Source organism: Nocardia caishijiensis NBRC 108228, from assembly GCF_001612825.1.
Taxonomy (GTDB): domain Bacteria; phylum Actinomycetota; class Actinomycetes; order Mycobacteriales; family Mycobacteriaceae; genus Nocardia; species Nocardia caishijiensis.
On record NZ_BDBE01000041.1, the window covers coordinates 1 to 17,017 of the forward strand.

At 67.2% G+C, this 17,017-nt stretch carries 15 protein-coding genes, 1 tRNA gene and 1 pseudogene; 5 read left to right on the forward strand and 12 right to left on the reverse strand.

Annotation, left to right across the window (positions count from 1 at the left end):
• From NC7_RS29345 to NC7_RS23465, 3 genes are all read right to left on the reverse strand, one after another.
• Positions 1-474, reverse strand: a 474-nt coding sequence (locus tag NC7_RS29345; protein ID WP_218017652.1) for a hypothetical protein, incomplete at its 3' end; no start/stop codon positions are given.
• A gap of 118 nt (positions 475-592) precedes the next feature.
• Positions 593-677, reverse strand: a tRNA-Leu gene (locus tag NC7_RS23460).
• A 228-nt stretch (positions 678-905) separates the two neighbouring features.
• Positions 906-1,490 carry a TetR/AcrR family transcriptional regulator gene (locus tag NC7_RS23465; RefSeq protein ID WP_067986726.1) on the reverse strand — a complete coding sequence of 195 codons (585 nt, stop codon included), beginning with the start codon at positions 1,488-1,490 and terminating at the stop codon, positions 906-908.
• Positions 1,491-1,573: 83 nt separating this feature from the next.
• Between NC7_RS23465 and NC7_RS23470 the strand changes: the two genes are divergently transcribed.
• Complete coding sequence (locus NC7_RS23470) at positions 1,574-2,470, forward strand: NAD(P)-dependent oxidoreductase (RefSeq protein ID WP_255285065.1); 897 nt, start codon at positions 1,574-1,576, stop codon at positions 2,468-2,470.
• A 261-nt stretch (positions 2,471-2,731) separates the two neighbouring features.
• Here NC7_RS23470 and NC7_RS30450 read toward each other — a convergent pair whose 3' ends face one another.
• Positions 2,732-3,583, reverse strand: coding sequence for a YybH family protein (locus NC7_RS30450; RefSeq protein WP_067986730.1), 852 nt, complete (start codon positions 3,581-3,583; stop codon positions 2,732-2,734).
• 178 nt (positions 3,584-3,761) lie between these two features.
• On the opposite strand from NC7_RS30450, the gene NC7_RS23480 reads away from it, so the two are divergent.
• The 4 genes from NC7_RS23480 (at position 3,762) to NC7_RS23495 (ending at position 7,479) form a co-directional block, all read left to right on the forward strand.
• On the forward strand, positions 3,762-5,258 hold the full coding sequence (locus NC7_RS23480) for a hypothetical protein (RefSeq protein WP_067986732.1): 1,497 nt from the start codon (positions 3,762-3,764) through the stop codon (positions 5,256-5,258).
• 103 nt (positions 5,259-5,361) lie between these two features.
• Entirely contained in the window at positions 5,362-6,528 is a 1,167-nt protein-coding gene (locus NC7_RS23485) for a hypothetical protein (protein ID WP_067986734.1), read from the forward strand.
• Positions 6,525-6,794, forward strand: coding sequence for a hypothetical protein (locus NC7_RS23490; RefSeq protein WP_067986736.1), 270 nt, complete (start codon positions 6,525-6,527; stop codon positions 6,792-6,794). Before NC7_RS23485 ends, NC7_RS23490 begins: the two co-directional genes overlap by 4 nt.
• Before the next feature lie 121 nt (positions 6,795-6,915).
• Entirely contained in the window at positions 6,916-7,479 is a 564-nt protein-coding gene (locus tag NC7_RS23495; RefSeq protein ID WP_067986738.1) for an MmpS family transport accessory protein, read from the forward strand.
• Positions 7,480-7,838: 359 nt separating this feature from the next.
• Here the strand turns inward: NC7_RS23495 and fadD11 are convergent, their stop codons facing one another.
• From fadD11 to NC7_RS23530, 8 genes and pseudogenes are all read right to left on the reverse strand, one after another.
• Positions 7,839-9,647: a fatty acid--CoA ligase FadD11 gene (gene fadD11 / locus NC7_RS23500; protein ID WP_067986992.1), complete on the reverse strand. Its 1,809-nt coding sequence runs from the start codon at positions 9,645-9,647 to the stop codon at positions 7,839-7,841.
• A gap of 132 nt (positions 9,648-9,779) precedes the next feature.
• Positions 9,780-10,550, reverse strand: a pseudogene (locus NC7_RS30300) (alpha/beta hydrolase); the annotation flags it as partial.
• Between the two features lie 44 nt (positions 10,551-10,594).
• Positions 10,595-11,479, reverse strand: coding sequence for a short-chain dehydrogenase/reductase (locus NC7_RS23505; protein WP_067986741.1), 885 nt, complete (start codon positions 11,477-11,479; stop codon positions 10,595-10,597).
• Entirely contained in the window at positions 11,479-12,930 is a 1,452-nt protein-coding gene (locus tag NC7_RS23510) for a flavin-containing monooxygenase (protein WP_067986742.1), read from the reverse strand. Before NC7_RS23510 ends, NC7_RS23505 begins: the two co-directional genes overlap by 1 nt.
• Positions 12,927-14,414 (reverse strand): aldehyde dehydrogenase family protein, encoded by a 1,488-nt coding sequence (locus tag NC7_RS23515; protein WP_067986744.1) that lies wholly within the window; start codon positions 14,412-14,414, stop codon positions 12,927-12,929. The genes NC7_RS23510 and NC7_RS23515 overlap by 4 nt, the downstream gene beginning before the upstream one ends.
• The gene (locus NC7_RS23520; RefSeq protein ID WP_067986746.1) at positions 14,411-14,920 is read right to left on the reverse strand and encodes an SRPBCC family protein; all 510 of its coding nucleotides are present in this window, start codon (positions 14,918-14,920) and stop codon (positions 14,411-14,413) included. Before NC7_RS23520 ends, NC7_RS23515 begins: the two co-directional genes overlap by 4 nt.
• A 36-nt stretch (positions 14,921-14,956) precedes the next feature.
• Positions 14,957-16,036: a PDR/VanB family oxidoreductase gene (locus NC7_RS23525; protein ID WP_067986749.1), complete on the reverse strand. Its 1,080-nt coding sequence runs from the start codon at positions 16,034-16,036 to the stop codon at positions 14,957-14,959.
• Positions 16,033-16,926 carry a metal-dependent hydrolase gene (locus NC7_RS23530; protein WP_067986750.1) on the reverse strand — a complete coding sequence of 298 codons (894 nt, stop codon included), beginning with the start codon at positions 16,924-16,926 and terminating at the stop codon, positions 16,033-16,035. The genes NC7_RS23525 and NC7_RS23530 overlap by 4 nt, the downstream gene beginning before the upstream one ends.
• Between the last annotated feature and the right edge of the window lie 91 nt (positions 16,927-17,017).

Sequence of the window (17,017 nt, forward strand, 5' to 3'; positions counted from 1 at the left end):
GAAGTCGAAGTGACCCGCTCGCTGGGTGTAGGTGAGATCGGTGAGCAGGCTGTGGTCCTCGGGGGTGCTGAACCAGGCGATCTGGTCGTAGTAGTTGGTGGTGTTGTCGTTGCCGAAGATGGTGCAGCAGTCCCCCTCGACCACTGGCTGGCTCAGATCTTCAACCCAGAACAGATCGATGTCTCGTTGGCAGCCATGGAGGGCGCCCAACCTGACCAATCGCGCGAACTCGAGACAACAAGACGGTTGATCAGCGATTTCGACCGAAAGCTGGCCCGGTATCGTGATGCGCTCGACGCTGGCGCTGATCCTGTCACTGTCGCAGGTTGGACCAGACAGACGCAGGCCGAGCGACAGGTCGCGGCGAACAGGCTCGCGACCTTGGAGCGAAGGGCTGGTCAGCATCCGCGGCTGACAAATCGAGAGATTCGGGAGCTGATCGAAGGTCTCGGCGGGATGCTCACAGCCCTGCATCGCGCTGAGCCGGACGATAAGAATCTAGTCTACTGCCAACTCGGACTCAAACTCACCTATAGAGACAAAACACGGGTGGTGATCGCCTAAGCGACCCCACCCGTGGGCGTACTGGTTGTGTCCGGAGGGGGACTTGAACCCCCACGCCCTAATACGGGCACTAGCACCTCAAGCTAGCGCGTCTGCCATTCCGCCACCCGGACTTGCTGGTGTGCCAAAAGATTATCCGACCTGTCGTCGTAAACCAAATCGCCTATCTGACCTGCGGTTATCCGTCGGTTGCACAGCAGGGGGTTCGGTCTGTAGATGCGCCCGAACCCGGGTCGCCGACCACGCTGGAACACCGGCTGCCGATGCCGACGCGGTCGTACCCGCCAACCATCAGAGGGGGCAGGCTTGTGATGCACCGTTGTCGTCGACGCCACCGCCTCTTACGAGCGGGATGCGGTGTATGTACCGATCAATCGCGCCAATTGTCGGCCCGTGGCCCGTAGTGGTTCCTCGCTGCGGTTGACCTGGGCTGCCACTTCGGCACCTTCCAGAGCGCTGATGATGGTGGTCGCCAGCTCCTCGGCGTCGTGTGCACGGAAACCGGAGCGCAGAAGCTTGTCGATGACCGTTCGCTCCCAGCTGTGCAGTGCGGCGGCGCATACCTGCTGGATTTCGGAGTCGGTTCCCAAGGTTTCCAGGGCCGCTGCTGTGACCGGGCAGCCGTCAGTCCAACCCGACGCACGCAGTCCTTCGGCGAGCTGCCGGGCGCAGGCTTGAACGCCCGCCCCCGGGTCCTCCTCACTGTCCAGCGCGGAGCGGAGAACCTCGGTGAACTCCTGGCCGCTGTGCTCGATGGCGGCCACCGCGACGGCCTCTTTGCCGCCGGGGAAGAAGTGGTAGACGGATCCGAGCGTCGCGTCCGCCTCCTTGGCGATCTGCTTGATGCCCGTTCCGACATAGCCCTGACGCTGCAGCAGGCTCGCTGCGGCAATGACGATCCGGTCCCTAGTGCTGGCCTGCCCCATACACCCACCCTACTGGATAGAGCGTTCGTTACAGCGGCGTGGTACCGTCGGATTGGATAGAACGTTCGTTTTAGTCAGGGTCAATCGCACCGGAGGTCTTCCCGATGAGCAGCAGGCAGAACGTGACCGTCATAGGACTCGGCCCGATGGGGCAGGCGATGGCCCAGGTGCTACTCGACAAGGGACTCCACGTCACCGTGTGGAACCGGACCGCGTCGCGCGCCGATGCCCTCGTCGCACGCGGCGCCGTACGGGCGACGAGCGCTGAAGACGCTGTCGCCGCAAGCGAGTTGATCGTCCTGAGCCTGACCGACTACGACGCGATGTACACCGTGCTCGAACCGGCGTCCCACGCCCTGATCGGCCGCACCCTCGTCAACCTCAGCTCCGACACCCCGGCGAAAGCGCGTGCCGGGGCGCAGTGGGTTACCGAGCACGGCGGGATCCATCTCACCGGCGGTGTCAACGCCTCGCCGTCCGGCATCGGACAGCCAGGGGCGTTCGCCTTCTACAGCGGTCCACGCCATGCCTTCGAAGCACACCGATCCACCCTCGAAATCCTCACGAGCACCGACTACCGGGGCGAGGACCCCGGCCTGGCCGCGCTCCTGTACCAGATCGGCATGACCATGTTCTGGACCTCCACGCTCAGTTACTGGCAGGTCGTAGCGCTCGCGGACGCCAACGGACTCACGGCAACCGACGTCCTCCCGTATGCCACCGAGACCATGACCGGGATGCCGGACTTCTTCTCCTTCTACGCCGAGCGCATCGATGCCGGGGAACATCCGGGCGACGTGGACCGGCTCGCCATGGGAATGGCCAGCGTCGAACACGTTCTGCACACCAACGCCGACGCGGGCGTCGACACCACGCTGCCAGCCGCCGTCGCGGCGCTGTTCCGACGTGGCATGGACGCGGGGCACGCAACGGACAGCTTCTCCAGCCTGGTGGAGCTGATGAAGACAACCAACACGTAGTCGCGTTCCACCGGACCGCACGCGAGGCCAGAACCCGGCACCGACCGCGAGGGCGACGACCTCCACGGCAACCGATTACCGATACCAGCCCGTCGCACAGCAGGGTCACACCCAGCGCCTCGACCAACCCTGGCCACGCGTGCCCCTGTTACCCACTGTCAGCACGGTGTCGCGACGGACATGATCCGAGGCGACACCGTGTCGACGAAGTACTCAGGACCGCGACAGTGAGAACTACCCTCCTCAGCGGAGGCGGAGGTACTACCCCCGCAACTGTTCGTCCGCTGGAACGAGATCCGTTGCCGCCGTGCCGGTTTCCGGGTCATAGGGGTAGGACACGTGCTGGTGCGTGAGCAACCACCGCCCGTCACGTCGGCGGAACACGCGGGTGCCACGCGACCAGGAGCGCTCAACTCGCCCGTCCGCCGCCTCGGCGCTCATGTGGTTGAGTCCCCACACCACCGCGAGGTCACCGCTCACCTCGACTGCCATCTCGGGCACATCCCAGCTCACCGGGCCCGGAGCGGACTCGAGTCCCCGCCTGCACACCTCGCGGACATTGTTCGCGCCGATGTAGCGCAGTGGAGCGTCGTGTTCGTAGGACTCGACGTCGGCGGCGATCTCCGCCATCAGGCTTTCCAGATCCTTCTCGGCGGTCGCGGCGAACCACCGCCGGTGCAGCGCGCGGATCGCCTCGATATCCCCGGCAGGGTCGGCGGTGGTGTCCGGGAAAGAATGATGTTCGTGGGCGACCACCCACCGCTCGTTCTCCTTTCGCAGACCGAGGGTCAGCCGCAGCCGTGTGTCTGGTTCTGCGACAAGTTCTTCCGGTGAGCCGCAGCGGAGCAGAGCGTGCGCGTAGGCGACGTCGACGCCCGCTGTGACGTCGAGTTCGACGATGTCGAAGGCTGCACCGCCCGCGAGCCAGGTGAAGAACGGTGGCCAGGTCTGCCGGTAGGCGTCGATACCCCGAACACCGTTGTGCGGTGGCGGCACGTCGTACATGACGATATCGGCGGCGCGGTCGGCCAGTACGCGGTCGAGGTCACCGGCACGGACCGCGGCGACCCACTCGTGAATCATGGTGCGGATCCGGTCTTCGTCGAGCGACATGACGGTCTCCCTTTCGTCGGGCCGGGGTCTGGCCCCAGCCGGTGGGAACGTCCCACTATCGATACGACCCGGCAGGGGGTGCCGAAGTAATCGTCGGTCGGCCACGAATCCGGGAAGTTCGAAACGGGCTTCGACGGGCACATCCGACAGCCCCGGGGCGGTGTGTGAGGATGCTGCCGTGCCGGACTGGACCTATCACCCGCTGCGGCCGGTGGCGAACGCCCTTGTCGGAGAGCGACGCGCGCAGCGTTGCGCGCTGGGACTACTCGGCACGCTGTCGGCGCTACCAGGTGGAGCCGCGACCATTCGAAGAGTTTTCGATCATCCGCGGCCGCCCGAGGACTGGGCGGGTCGGCTCGGGGCAACCGTGCCCGTGGCGGCCGCCAGGCAGGCGATCCGGGCGCTTCCGCCGCAGGGTGCCGGGTTCGTGGAAGTCGGCCCAGTCGATGCCACGACCGTGACGGCGGTACGGGATGCCGCACGCGGTCGCCGCTGCCGGGTTGTCGCCCGAGTCTCGGACGACGGTGTGGCGGCCGACCTGGCGGACGCCGTGGACGATGTGCTCGTCGGCGAAACAGCGGGCGGCAGAATATATCTGACGGATCCCGACATCACCGCAGCGGTCCGAGCTCTGGCGATTCCGGGGACCACAGTGGTCGCGACGACCGCCGTGCTGGTGGCGGCCGGTCCCGGCTGGTTCCAGCGGGTGATCGAGGCAGCCGCCCCGGCGGTCTCGCGCGCACCGACCCTGCGCGACGTCCCGCTCGACCCACGCCGGTGGCCGGGCTGGTTCTGGAGCCTGCTGGTCGGCATCGGGATGGTCGTGGCAGGCTTGGGCGCGGCCGCGATCACCCTTGGCCCGGTGCTGCTGTGGTACGACCGCGACTATCTCGGCACCGACGTCGACGGCCTCCACCGGATCAATCATCACCTGGTTCATTTTCTGCAGCACGATCGAATCACCATGGCGGGCAACATGATCGCGATCGGCTCGCTGTACATCGGACTCGCCTGGGGCGGTATCCGACGCGGCTGGGCGTGGGCCCGCACGGCGCTGATGCTGTCCGGGCTGGTGGGGTTTCCGACACTGTTCTACTTCCTGTTCATCGGATTCGTCGAACCGCTGCACGTCGCGGTGACGGTGGTGCTTTTCCCGATGTTCCTGCTCGGCGTGCGACACACACCCGGGCCACCCTGCCGCCGGTCATCTCCCCCGTGCGAGGAGCGGGTGCGCCGACGCGCCCTGATCGGACAGTTGTTGGTGGTCGGGACCGGACTGGGCGTCGTCATCGGCGGCATCGTCATCTCGACGATCGGGCTGACCGTCGTGTTCGTGCCGACCGACCTGGCATTCCTGCACGCCGACGCGGACACGCTACGCGCCGCCAATGCACATCTGCTGCCGTTCATCGCGCACGACCGTGCAGGGTTCGGCGGAGCGCTGGTGGCAACCGGTGTCGGCATCCTTTTGATCGGGATGTGGGGCTGGCGGCAAGGCGAGGCGTGGGTGTGGTGGTCGCTGCTCGGGGCGGCGACAGCAGGCTCCGTCAGCGCGCTCGCCGTGCATTTTCTGATCCACTACACCGCGTTCATCCATCTCCTGCCGGTGTACGTCGGCACCGCCCTGCTCATCGTTGCGCTCTCGCTCTCCCGTGCCTTCCTGGTGGAGGCCTGAACGACCGGACGAGCCGTCCACCGCTCGGCCGCCATGCCGACCCGAGAACCAGGTCGGCTACGGCTCGAGATGAAAGTTCTTGCCGCGCATGTAGCTTCGGGGAATGCAGAGTTCAGTCGGAGCGGTGCGCAGGCTGCGCGGTCCGGTCACAGTGGTGATCGCGATGGTGGTGGCGATCGCGGTCGTGTGCGCATTGCCGAGATGGTGGTGTGGCCGGGATGCCGACGGGTGGTATCGAGGTGACCATGCGTTGCTGCGCGGACTCGCCGAGGAGATGGTGGCTTTCGAAGCCGCCGACGATCAGCGACGAGCAACCGACGGCGATGACGGGATCGACGGCATGTGGGGGTTACTCGTCCATCAGATGACGGCACAAGGTTTGGCGCAAGTCTGTCTGGAACACCCCGAATGGCGGGAGCGGTACGCCCCGGTGATCACTCGCGCCGCGGTCAAAAGCCTCTTGCCTCAGATGCGTTCGGAGTTCACCTCGGCCTGGCACGGCCGCGACGGTCTCGCCGAACTCGACAGCGCCGACGGTCACGCCTACCTCTCCTATCCTGGCCTCGCGCTCGGGATGGCCCGATGGATCGATCCAGCCTTCCCCGCCGACCTCGCCGTTCAACACGACGCACTGATCTCCGCCCTCGAGCGGCGGCTGCTCGCTTCGCCGACCGCGCTGCTCGACACCTTTCCCGGCAGGGCGTACCCCACCGATGTGGCGGCGGTCGCGGCGGCGATCGCGGTGCACGGCAGGGTGACCGGAGTCGATCACACAGCGGTCATCGCGCATTGGGCGCGACAGGTGCGTGCGGTTCAGATCGATCGGGACACCGGACTGGTGATCCAGCGCATGGGGACCGATGGCCGGGCCCAGGACGCACCACGCGCGTCGGGAACCGGCCTGGCAGCCTATTTCGCCGGTTTCGCGGACCGGACGCTCGCCGAGGAATTGGCGACAGGTCTGTTCGGTCAGGAAAGAACCGTCCTCGGATTCAGCGCGATCGACGAGTACGGCGACGGCTACAGCGGCCCCGGCGATATGGACAGCGGCCCCTTGATACTCGGATTATCGCTGTCGGCCACCGGTTTCGCGCTCGCACCCGCCCGCGCCTTCGGCTACCGCCAGACCTTCACCCGCCTGTTCCGCACAGCCGACCTCTTCGGAGTGCCGCTACAGCGTGAAGCACGCACACGATTCGCGACCGGCGGGGCGATCGGCAACGCGCTCATGCTCGCGTTCCTGTCCTCTGGGCCGGAGCTGGCCCGATGAAGGTTCCGATCGCGGTGTCGACCGTGTGGCGCCTGTGCCGCATTCCGCTGATCCTGACAGTGGTCTACCTCGCTCTGCATGCGGTTCTGGCGGCGTCGTCGGTCCGACACGGGTACGGGTCGCCCGATGGCCTCGGCACCGGCTTCGTCACCCTCGCCGTTGTCGTGGTGGCGCTGCGCCTGGTGCTCATCATCGTCGTCCCGGCGGTCCTCGCTTACCGCGTGGTGACGCTGATCCTGGCAAAGATCCGACCGGCGAGCTTGTGACAGGGGATTGAGGTACGCCCAGCTTGATTGCCGGGACCGGCATTCGGTAACGACTCGGGGCGTGACGTCGATCACGTCTCGACAGCCAGCGTCACCACCTCGACTACAGCAGGGAAACACCTTGACCGGACCGCAGCATCCGCAGTACCCGCAGCAGCCCTACGGTGGGCGGCCCGGGTACCCACCGCCGCCGAAGAAGTCGAACACCACATGGATCGTGCTCGCGGTAGTCGCCGTAGTTCTGCTCTGTGGGATCGGCGGCTGTATCGCGGTCCTCGGCAAGGCAGGCGAAGAGGTGAGCAAGTCGCTCGACGCCGCGGCCAGCTCGATCAACTCGGCCGCACCCACGGCACCCGAGACGCCGGGCGCGCCGATCCCCCCGCTCACTCCTGGAAGTTCCACGGGTAAGGGGAAGAACATCACCTACGAGATCATCTCGGATGCCGCCGACCTCAACTCGGTGACCTATTTCGACGGCAACTCCGAACTGCAGCAGGAGATCAGTGCCACCGCACCGTGGACGAAATCGGTCACGAACGACTCGACCGTCGCGATCATCGGGCTCGGCGCCCAGACCAACGGCTCCTCGGTGACGTGCCGAATCATTGTGGACGGGAAAGTCGCTGACGAACAGACCTCGACCGGAAAGTACGCCGTAGTCAACTGCACCGCCTCCGCGTTCTGACAGACACCGACTGACGTGGGCGCCCCCGCCGAACTAGCGGGGGCGCCCACGGCCGACTCAGCTCCGCGCCGAAATCAACGACGGCTCCACCGTGCCGCACTCGACCCGGGGACGACGGGATCCGTTACGCCGACCCACCGTCCACACCACAACATCGAAACATCTGATCAAGCTGCCGGAAGGGTCCACGGCACAAGCGATCCCACTGAATCACTCCTCGCCGGGTACGGAACTCGTTCTGCCGGTCACCGGGCGAACGAAGGTTCGGGCTCTACCACGGCATCCTCCCATGGCTCCCCCGCATGACATTTGACCGTTCACACAGTGACAGCTCGAAACCGTGTCACCCGCGGCTGCGGTCAGTTCGATTCCGCGGGTTGCTGGACGTCGGCGGGTGGGTTGTCGGCGTAGAGTTCGGCGATCTCGGTCGCGTACTTCTCCGCGACCACATTTCGCTTGAGTTTCATCGTCAAGGTGACCTCGTCGCCGCCGGGTTCCCAGGACACCGGGAGAATGCGGAATCTCTTGACCTGTTCGACGCGCGAGAGCGTCGCGTTTCCCGCGGCTACTCCGGCCGCTATCTCCTGCCGGATCGCGGGGTTCGCGGCGAGGGTGGCGGCCGAGGCATCGGGCAGGTTGTGTCGGGCGGCGTGGTGCTCGGCGCTTTCGCCGTCGAGAACGATCAGTGCGGTGATGTAGGGGCGGCCGTCACCGATCGTGGCCATCGCGCCGATCATCGGTGTCGCCGCCTTGATGGCGTGTTCGATGGTGGTGGGCGACATGTTCTTGCCCGAGGCGTTGATGATCAGTTCCTTCTTGCGGTCGACGATCCTCAGGTACCCGTCGCTGTCCATGGTGACCACGTCGCCGGTGCTGAGCCAGCCGTCCGCGTCGACGGCCTCGGCGGTCTTGTCCGGCTCACCGCGATAGCCCTTCATCACCAGGGGGCCCTTCACCAGCAGTTCACCGTCGTCGGCGATGCGGGACTCCATCCCGGCGAGCAACCGACCGACCGTTCCGAGCCGAGCGTCGCGCGGATGGCTGACACTGCAGATGCACGACAGTTCCGACATCCCCCAGATCTCGGAGATGGGGACGCCGAGTCCGGCGAAGAAGCCGAGCGTCCGGGGCGGAATCGGGGCCGCGCCCGACAGCGCGAAGCGCAGCCGATCCAACCCCAGGCGTTTGCGCAGCGTGGAGAGAACCAATTCGTCGGCCTTGGCCCATCGCTCGGCAACCTCGGCGGGGATCGGTTCACCGGCCAGTTCGTACTCGCTGCGCTCGGCGCCCACCGACAGCGCCCACTGCAGGGCCTGCTTGCGGTTCTGGTCCTGTTCGCCCGCGACCACGGCCTCGATCCCTGCCTTCAGCTTTTCCCACACGCGAGGCACCGCGCCCCAAATCGTCGGGCGCAGGTCCGCCAGTGCGGCTCCGATCTGCTTCGGGTCGGCGACCGCGGTGACCTGTGTTCCGAAGACCTCTTGCAGGTACAGCGAGGTGAGCCGGTCGGCGATGTGCGCGCTCGGCATGAACGAGGTGATCGAATCACCGAACTCGAACCCGAGGACATCGTGGAGGCCGTACGCCTGGAACATCAGGTTCGCGTGCGTGGTCTCGACGCCTTTGGGATTTCCTGTCGTCCCCGAGGTGTAGATCAGGGTGGCGACGTCGTCGGCCCGGACGGCGCGCCACGATGCGTCGAAATCGAAATCGGGGTCACCCGCGGCGATCATGTCCGCCACCGACAGCGTGCCCTCGACGGGCTCGTCGAGACAGACGATGTGGTTTAGGGGCACGCCACTGTCGCGCAGCCGAGCCACGAACTGCGGCTCGCAGATCACGACCCGTGCTGTCGCATTACCGAGAACGTGCGCGAGTTGTTGCGCGGACAACGTGTTGTAGACGGAGAAGGAGGTCGCGCCGACGTGCTGGGCACCCACTTCCAGCGGATAGAACTCCACGCGGTTGCTCATCATGAGCGCGACCGTGTCGCCGCGGCCGACGCCGAGCGCCGCCAGGCCCGCCGCGGATTCGCGAACCGCGGTGGCGTAGTCACGCCAGCTGATGGTCTTGGTGTCGCCCGGGGTGCGCAGCGCGATGGCATCCGGGTCGAGTGAGGAAACGTGCTGGAAAGCGGCACAGAGGGTTTCGAAGCGGTTGCTCGACATGGGTGATCGTCTTTCGGTTTTCAGACCGCCGTGGCGGCAGGGGGTATCGAGGATCGAGGTCATGAATCGCCCTGCGGCACCGAAGGCGAAGCGAGCCTCCGGTGCGAGCGCGGGCATGACCTGGAAGACGTGCATCTGGTCGGGCCAGATCTGGAGCTCACACGGCGCGTTCACGGCGCCGAACCGGTTCGCCAGCTCGGCGGCGTCGGCGGCGAAGTACTCCGACTCCCCTGTTTGAATCAGGGTGGGCGGCAGCGACTTTCCGTGTTCGGGACGCAGATCGAGAGGCTCACCCGTGAATTGGGCGACGGCTTTGACGGACAGGGAATAGGACATCACGTCACGGATGACCGTGCCGCCGCGCGCGGTCGCCAGGCTCAGATCGGTCATGGGCGAGAACAACACCAGCGCTGCGGGCGCCGGAAGTCCCCGTCCGGCGGTGGCGATGACGAAGTCGGCGGCGAGGTAACCACCGGCCGAATCACCGGCGACGATGATCCGGTCCGGGGAGAAACCGCGCCGCAGCAACCATCCGTACGCGTGCGCGACGTCGTGTTGCGCGCAGGGGCTCGGGTATTCCGGAGCCAGACGGTAGTCGACCACGAAGACAGGCGCGCGAGTCGTGGTCGACAACCTCGACGCCACGCCTCGGTAGGCGCGGGCCGAGCCCGCGACGAACCCGCCGCCGTGCACATACAGCACGACCGCGTCGCCACGAACAGCTTTCGGGCCGGTGACCAGTTCACCGTGGACCTCGCCGTCGTCCACCCGCGTGACCGCCGTCCCGGCCAGGCTCGGGCCGACGACGCGCATTGTGGCATCGATGGCCATGCGGGCGAGTCGCAGAGTGGTGGTGTTGACCGGCAGCACCGCCGCGAGCGGCCGGACCGTCCGTTCCGCCATCAGCCGCGCGGCCCGCGTGCGCAAGGATCCGCGCAGGCGCGCGGTCACCGGCTGTTCGCCCGTCCCTCGACCCGCTCGAGCAGGTCTCTGACCCTGTCACTGCCCGCGAGTTGGGCGTCGAGCACCACGTTGATCGCGCCGCGGAGCAGGGCGTAGGGCTCCCACCCGCGGGGGGCGATGGTCCGCGGCGCTCGGCGGGCGATGCCATCGGCGAGCACGGTCGCCGCCTGGGTGGCGGTGATCCGGATGTTCAGCGGCCAGGGCAGCATGTGGTCCAGCGACCGGCCGATGTCGTCGGCGTCGAGCGTGGTGTGGGTCATCTCGGTGTCGACGACCCCGAAATACGCCACCCCGGCGCTGGCGCCCACCGCGGCGAGTTCGACCCGCAGCGCTCGTCCGAACTGTTCGACGGCGGCCTTGCTCATCATGTACGGCGAACCGGCCATGCCCGGTGCGAACGAGGCGCACGACGACACCACCACGACGTGCCCGCGCGCGGCGATCACGTGGTCGAGTGCCGGATGCACGGTGTTGAAGCACCCGTCGAGATTCACGGCCATCACGCGATCGAAGTCGCGCGGGTCCATCGTGCGCACGGTGCTCGGCCGCGGGGTGACGCCAGCGTTGGCGACCACCACATCCAGATGTCCGACGGTGTCGACGGCCAGGGCGACCGCGGCCGCCATCGCCTCCCGGTCGCAGACATCGGCGGCGATCGCCAGCGCCCGCGCACCGAGCGACCGGGCGGCTGCCTCGACAGCAGCTCGGTCGATGTCCACCAAGACAACGAAAGCACCACGGGAATACAGGATTTCGGCCAGTTCGAGGCCGATTCCCTTGCCCGCGCCGGTGATCAGGACAGCTTTACCCGCCACGTCGTAGGAAGGCTGGGCGAACAGCTCGAGCGGGTTGACGGCGGAGATCAGCATCAGGCACGCACCTCGTAACGCTCGGCGTCGAAGGAACTGGTCCGGCGCCGGTATTCGAAACTCCAGCTCGGGTAGAGACCGGCGTTCTGCCCGTCGAGGGTGTAGTAGCTCTCGCAGCCACCGGTCAGCCAGACCGTCGAGGTGCTGCGACGGCGCATCTCCTCGACGAAGCGGTCCTGGGTCGCGCGGCGCACCTCCACCCGCTGGGCACCGCGGTTGCGCAGGGTCTTCATGGCGTCGACGATGTAGGCGATCTGGGATTCGATCATGAAGATCGCCGACTGGTTGCCCGCCGCACCGAAGGGGCCGAGGGTGAGGAAGAAGTTCGGGAACCCGGCGATGGCGGTTCCCAGATAGGTGTGGCGTTGTGTGCGCATCAGCTCGCCCACCGAGGCTCCCGAGAGTCCGGTGATGCGATCGTAGGTCGACGGTGTCGGCTCGAAACCGGTGCCGTAGATGATCGTGTCGACGGGGATCTCGTGGCCCGCGCGGGTGACGATCGAATACGGGCGGACCTCCGCGATCCCGTCGGTGACCACCTCGACATTGTCCTGGTCCAGGGCGGGCAGGTAGGCGTCGGAGAAGATCGCTCGTTTACAGCCGATCATGTAGTCGGGGGTGAGCTTCGCGCGCAGTTCGGGGTCACGGACCTGGCGGCGCAACTGCCACCGACCCAGCATCTCGTAGGGGTGCCGGAACCGGTTGTCGACGAAGCCGACCAGACCGAAACCCTCGATCGCCGTGTACCAGGCCGCCCGGATCGCCTTGCGCGTCAACGGCACGGTGCGCAGGATGAACCGCTCCAGCTCGAGCGTGCGGCGGTCCATGCGCGGCACGATCCACGGCGCCGACCGTTGGAACACGGTCAGCGCGGCCACTTTCGGCTGGATCTCGGGAATGAACTGCACCGCGGAGGCGCCGGTTCCGATCACCGCGACACGTTCGCCGAACAGGTCGTGCTCGTGGTCCCAGTGCAGCGAATGGAAGGTGCGGCCGCGGAAGGTGTCGATCCCGGGCAGGGACGGGTACTTCGCCTCGGCGAAGATGCCGGTCGCCGAGATGACGAAGTCCGCGGTCAACTCGCCTGCCGAGGTCTCGAGGCGCCAGAGCGTGTCGTCCTCGTCCCAGCGAGCCGCGAGCAGTTCGGTGTTCAGTCGTAGATGGCGCACGACGTCGAACTCGGTGGCCACCGACCTGATGTAGTCCAGGATCTCCGACTGCTTGCCGTAGGTGCGCGACCAATCCGGGTTGGGCGCGAACGAATAGCTGTAGAGCTGCGAGGGCACATCGCACGCGCAGCCGGGGTAGGTGTTGGCCTGCCAGCTGCCGCCCAGATCGGCGGCGCGCTCGAGGATCACGAGATCGTCGAAACCGGCCTCGCGCAATTTGATCGCCAGGCCGATGCCGCCGAAACCGGCACCGATCACGACGATGTGGCGGTGTTCGGTCATGACACTTTCCTTCCGTGCAGCACGGTGATCAGCCGATCGACGATCTTGTCGGTGGCGGGGCCTCGGGTGAACGTGGTGAGCGCCAGCGGCGACGGGAAACGTTGCCGGGTGGTCGCTTTGGCGTAGGTGAATTCCTTGAGCCCGTCGGGTCCGTGGACGCGACCGAAACCGGAGTCGCCGACACCGCCCAGCGGCAGCCCGGCGATGGTGGCGTGCGCGACATAGGCGTTGATCGAGGTCGCGCCCGAGCGGATCCGATCGGCGATCCGGCGGCCGTTGCGGCGGGAGAAGACGGTGCCGCCGAGCCCGTAGGTTCCGGCGTTCACCCGCTCGATCGCCTCGTCCATGTCGCGCACCCGCGTGACGGTGAGCGTGGGGCCGAAGGTCTCCTCGGTGACCGCCACGGCGTCCTCGGGGACGTCGACGAGAATCGTCGGTTGCACGAACTGGCCGTCGATGGTGTCGGCGCCGCCGAGCACCGCGCGCGCACCCCGAGCCAGCGCGTCCTCGATGTGGTGGCGGATGATCGCGATCTGCTTGGGCATCGTGACCGGGCCGATCTTGGCCGCGCCGGTCCCGGCGTGCACGTTCTCGGCGCGGCTGACCAGCTTCGGCACGAACGCGTCGTAGACCTCGGTGTGGACGTAGACGCGCTCGACGCCGAGGCAGGTCTGCCCGGCATTGGACATTCCGCCCCACACCGCGGCCGCCGCGGCCGCATCCAGATCGGCGTCGGCATCGACGATGAGCGCGTCCTTACCGCCGAGTTCCATCAGTACCGGTGTCAGGCTCTCCGCGCACGCCGCCATGACCCGTCTTCCCGTCGCGGTGGATCCGGTGAAACCGATCTTGCCCACCCCGGACCGGCACAGCGCGGCACCGGTGTCCCCCATCCCGGTGACGATTTGCAGCACCGGCTGCTCCGGCACGACCAAGTCGAACCGGCGCGCGAGCCAATGGCCGACGCCGGGGGTGTATTCGCTCGGTTTGCAGACCACCGCGTTTCCGGCGGCCAACGCGAACGAAATCGAGCCGAGCGGGGTGAAGACCGGATAGTTCCACGGCCCGATCACACCGACCACACCGAACGGCCGGTACTCCAGCGTGCATTCCTGATTGAACGCGAGCAGACCAGGATTCACCGAGCGAGGGCCGAGGACCTTGCGCGCGTTGCGTGCCGCCCACGCCAGGTGCTCGACGGCCATCGCGATCTCGAGCGCCGCGTCCGACAGTGGCTTGCCCATCTCTTCGTGCATGAGGTGCGCGAGTTCGACTCTCCCGCTGACGATCTCGCCTCGCCACGCGTCCAGCCGCCGGGCCCGCTCGGCGAAACCGAGCGCCGACCACCACTGCCCCGCCCCGCGGGCGGCCTCGACGGTGGCGTCGACCTCGGCGGCGGTGTGGATCGGGTAGCTGCCGACCACGGCTCCGGTGGCCGGTGAGACGACGTCGAAGGAGACGCTCGGCGCGTCGAGTGATGTCATCGGGGGTCCCTCCGTGCCACGGCGAGCGCGCCGCGGGTGAGGCCGCGCGCGATGGAACCGGTGACCAGGGCGTTGACCGGTGCACCCGCCCACAGGATCGGCCGGAGTGCCGGTTCACCTTCGAGCGCGAAGGTCCACGTCACCCGGGTGTCGGCACCGGCGGGCTCGACGACGATGTCCTCGGCGAACCGGCGCAGTCCAGGAATGGACGCGGAATCGACGGTGAAGGTCATCCGTCGCCCTTCGTCCCAGCGGAAGAAGCGTTCGGTCAGCGCCACGCCACGGGCGAGGGTGACGGTGCGTACCGTCCCGACGCCGAAGGGACGCGGCGAGTGCCACCGCACATCGGTGACGGCGTTCGCCCACGAGACCAGGGCGTCGTCGGCGGTCAGTGCCGCCCACACGTGTTCGGACGCGGTCGGCACGTCCACGACATGGACGTGGCGGCGGGCGGCGGTCGCGAGGAACCGGTCATCTGATTCAGCGAGCGTGAAGGTGCGTCGCATCGGACGTGGTCGTCCTTTCTGCACTGTGAGGGATGCTCAGAGGTCGAGCACGAGCGAGGAACCGGCCGCGCGGGAGACACAGGTCAGCATGTGGCTGCCGCGCTCGGAGTCCAGGAGTTTGCGGTCGCGGTGCCGCACCTCGCCCGCCACGACCGCGACCTTGCAGGTGCCGCAGAATCCCTGCCTGCACGAATAGACGACGTCTCGGTCGCCGCGGGTGAGGGCGGCCAGCACCGTCTCGTCCGCTGCGACACGGATCGTGGTTCCGGAGCGGGCCAGTGTCACGTCGAACGCCTCGCCGTCCACGACCGGCAGCGCGGAGAATCGTTCGGTGTGCAGCGATCCGGTCGGGTCGACGGTGAAAGCGCACCGCTGCGCGGCCTCCAGCAGTGGCGGCGGACCGCAGACGTACACCGACGCGCCGGGTTCGGCGCGACCGAGCAGGTCCACCGCCCGGGGCACACCGAACTCGTCGTCGGGCCGGATGTCGATGTTGTCGCCGCCGAAGGTGGCCAACTCGTCGAGGAAGGGCATGGTCGAGCGCGAGCGGCCGAGGTAGATCAATTGCCAGCGCGCACCGGCGCGGGCTGCCGCGCGGACCATCGGCAGGATCGGGGTGATCCCGATCCCCCCGGCGACGAACAGGTAGGACGGCGCATCGATGAAGTCGAAGGCGTTGCGGGGGCCCCGGATTCGCAGCGATGCCCCGGCTGCCAACTGCTCGTGCACCTCCACCGAGCCTCCGCCGCCGTCCGCGATGCGCCGCACCGCGATCCGGTAGCGACTGCGGTCGGCGTGGTCGCCGCACAGTGAGTACTGACGTAGGCGACCCGACGGCAACACGATGTCGATGTGTGAGCCCGGCCGCCACGGGGGCAGCACGGCGCCGACCGGTGAACGCAGTGTCACCGACACGACGTCCTCGGCGATCGGCTCGATCCGATCGACACTCAGCTCGATCTCGAAACCACTGTGGCGCACGGGTTTCGGCTGCGAGATCAGCGATGCCGCGCGGCTCTCGACGAACAGCTGCCGGTAGCCGTCGGCGACAGCGGCCAGGGCACGAAGACCCACCGGTGGCGTGTACTCCGGCATCGTGTCGAGCACCCCCGTCATCGCTGCGCTGCCCGGGCGGCGGGCGAATGCGCGAGGTAGCGCAGCGCCCGATCCATCGGCCCGAGCTGGGAGGGGTGGAAACCGGGGCGGAGATAGCGCGGGATCTCACTGATGAACAGGCCGAAGCTGGGGATGACACCGCGCACTGTCGCCCGGACCAGCTGCACCGGGAAGGACGGGCCCTTGCGCGGCGCCGGATCCTTCGCGTACAGGTAGGCCGAGGCGACGAGGAACGTCGCCAGCAGGGTGGCGCTGGCGGCCACCGCCGTGCGCGCCTTGCGCACATAGCCGCCGTCGAGATACATGTACGCGTCGTAGACCACGCTGCGGTGCTCGACTTCCTCGGCGCCGTGCCAGCGGATCAGGTCGAGCATGGTCTGATCCATGCCGAGATCCTCGAATTTGTCGTTCTCCAACAGCCATTCGCCGATGACGGCGGTGTAGTGCTCCATCCCCGCGAACAGGGCCAGGCGCTCCTTGAGCCATTCCTCCTTGGCACGGCCGGTCAGGCCGTGGTCACCGAGAATCCGGTCGACGAACCAGGCGAACGTCTCGACCATCGAGTCGACATCGAGACCGATCGACTGCAGGTGATCGCGGGCGCCCGCGTGGCTGCTCGCGTGCATCGTCTCCTGACCGACGAAGCCCTGCACCTCCTCGCGCAGCCGCTGGTCCTCGATGAACGGCAGCGCCTCGGCGAGCGCCTGGGCCATCGCCCGCTCGCCCTCGGGCAATACCAGGTGCATCACATTGATGACGTGCGTGGCGACGACCTCGCCCGGGATGTAGTGCATGGGCACGTCGCTGAAGTCGAAGTGCACGTCACGCGCGTTGATCGCGTGCGCTTCCTCACGGTGGTGACGCCTCTTTGCGTCGGCTGACTGGGCCATAACCACACGGTACGATGCGACACATTTAATTGCAATGTTGCAGCAACAAATTTTGTGGATATGTTGCATCGGCCGGGCGATTGATATCGTT

Coding starts and splice junctions, on each gene's coding strand:
- NC7_RS23515 (WP_067986744.1), bottom strand. CDS start 14,414: ATGACATCACTCGACGCGCCGAGCGTCTCCTTCGACGTCGTCTCACCG.
- NC7_RS23465 (WP_067986726.1), bottom strand. CDS start 1,490: ATGGGGCAGGCCAGCACTAGGGACCGGATCGTCATTGCCGCAGCGAGC.
- NC7_RS23510 (WP_067986742.1), bottom strand. CDS start 12,930: ATGACCGAACACCGCCACATCGTCGTGATCGGTGCCGGTTTCGGCGGC.
- NC7_RS23490 (WP_067986736.1), top strand. CDS start 6,525: ATGAAGGTTCCGATCGCGGTGTCGACCGTGTGGCGCCTGTGCCGCATT.
- NC7_RS23485 (WP_067986734.1), top strand. CDS start 5,362: ATGCAGAGTTCAGTCGGAGCGGTGCGCAGGCTGCGCGGTCCGGTCACA.
- NC7_RS23530 (WP_067986750.1), bottom strand. CDS start 16,926: ATGGCCCAGTCAGCCGACGCAAAGAGGCGTCACCACCGTGAGGAAGCG.
- NC7_RS23505 (WP_067986741.1), bottom strand. CDS start 11,479: ATGCTGATCTCCGCCGTCAACCCGCTCGAGCTGTTCGCCCAGCCTTCC.
- fadD11 (WP_067986992.1), bottom strand. CDS start 9,647: ATGTCGAGCAACCGCTTCGAAACCCTCTGTGCCGCTTTCCAGCACGTT.
- NC7_RS23525 (WP_067986749.1), bottom strand. CDS start 16,036: ATGACGGGGGTGCTCGACACGATGCCGGAGTACACGCCACCGGTGGGT.
- NC7_RS30450 (WP_067986730.1), bottom strand. CDS start 3,583: ATGTCGCTCGACGAAGACCGGATCCGCACCATGATTCACGAGTGGGTC.
- NC7_RS23520 (WP_067986746.1), bottom strand. CDS start 14,920: ATGCGACGCACCTTCACGCTCGCTGAATCAGATGACCGGTTCCTCGCG.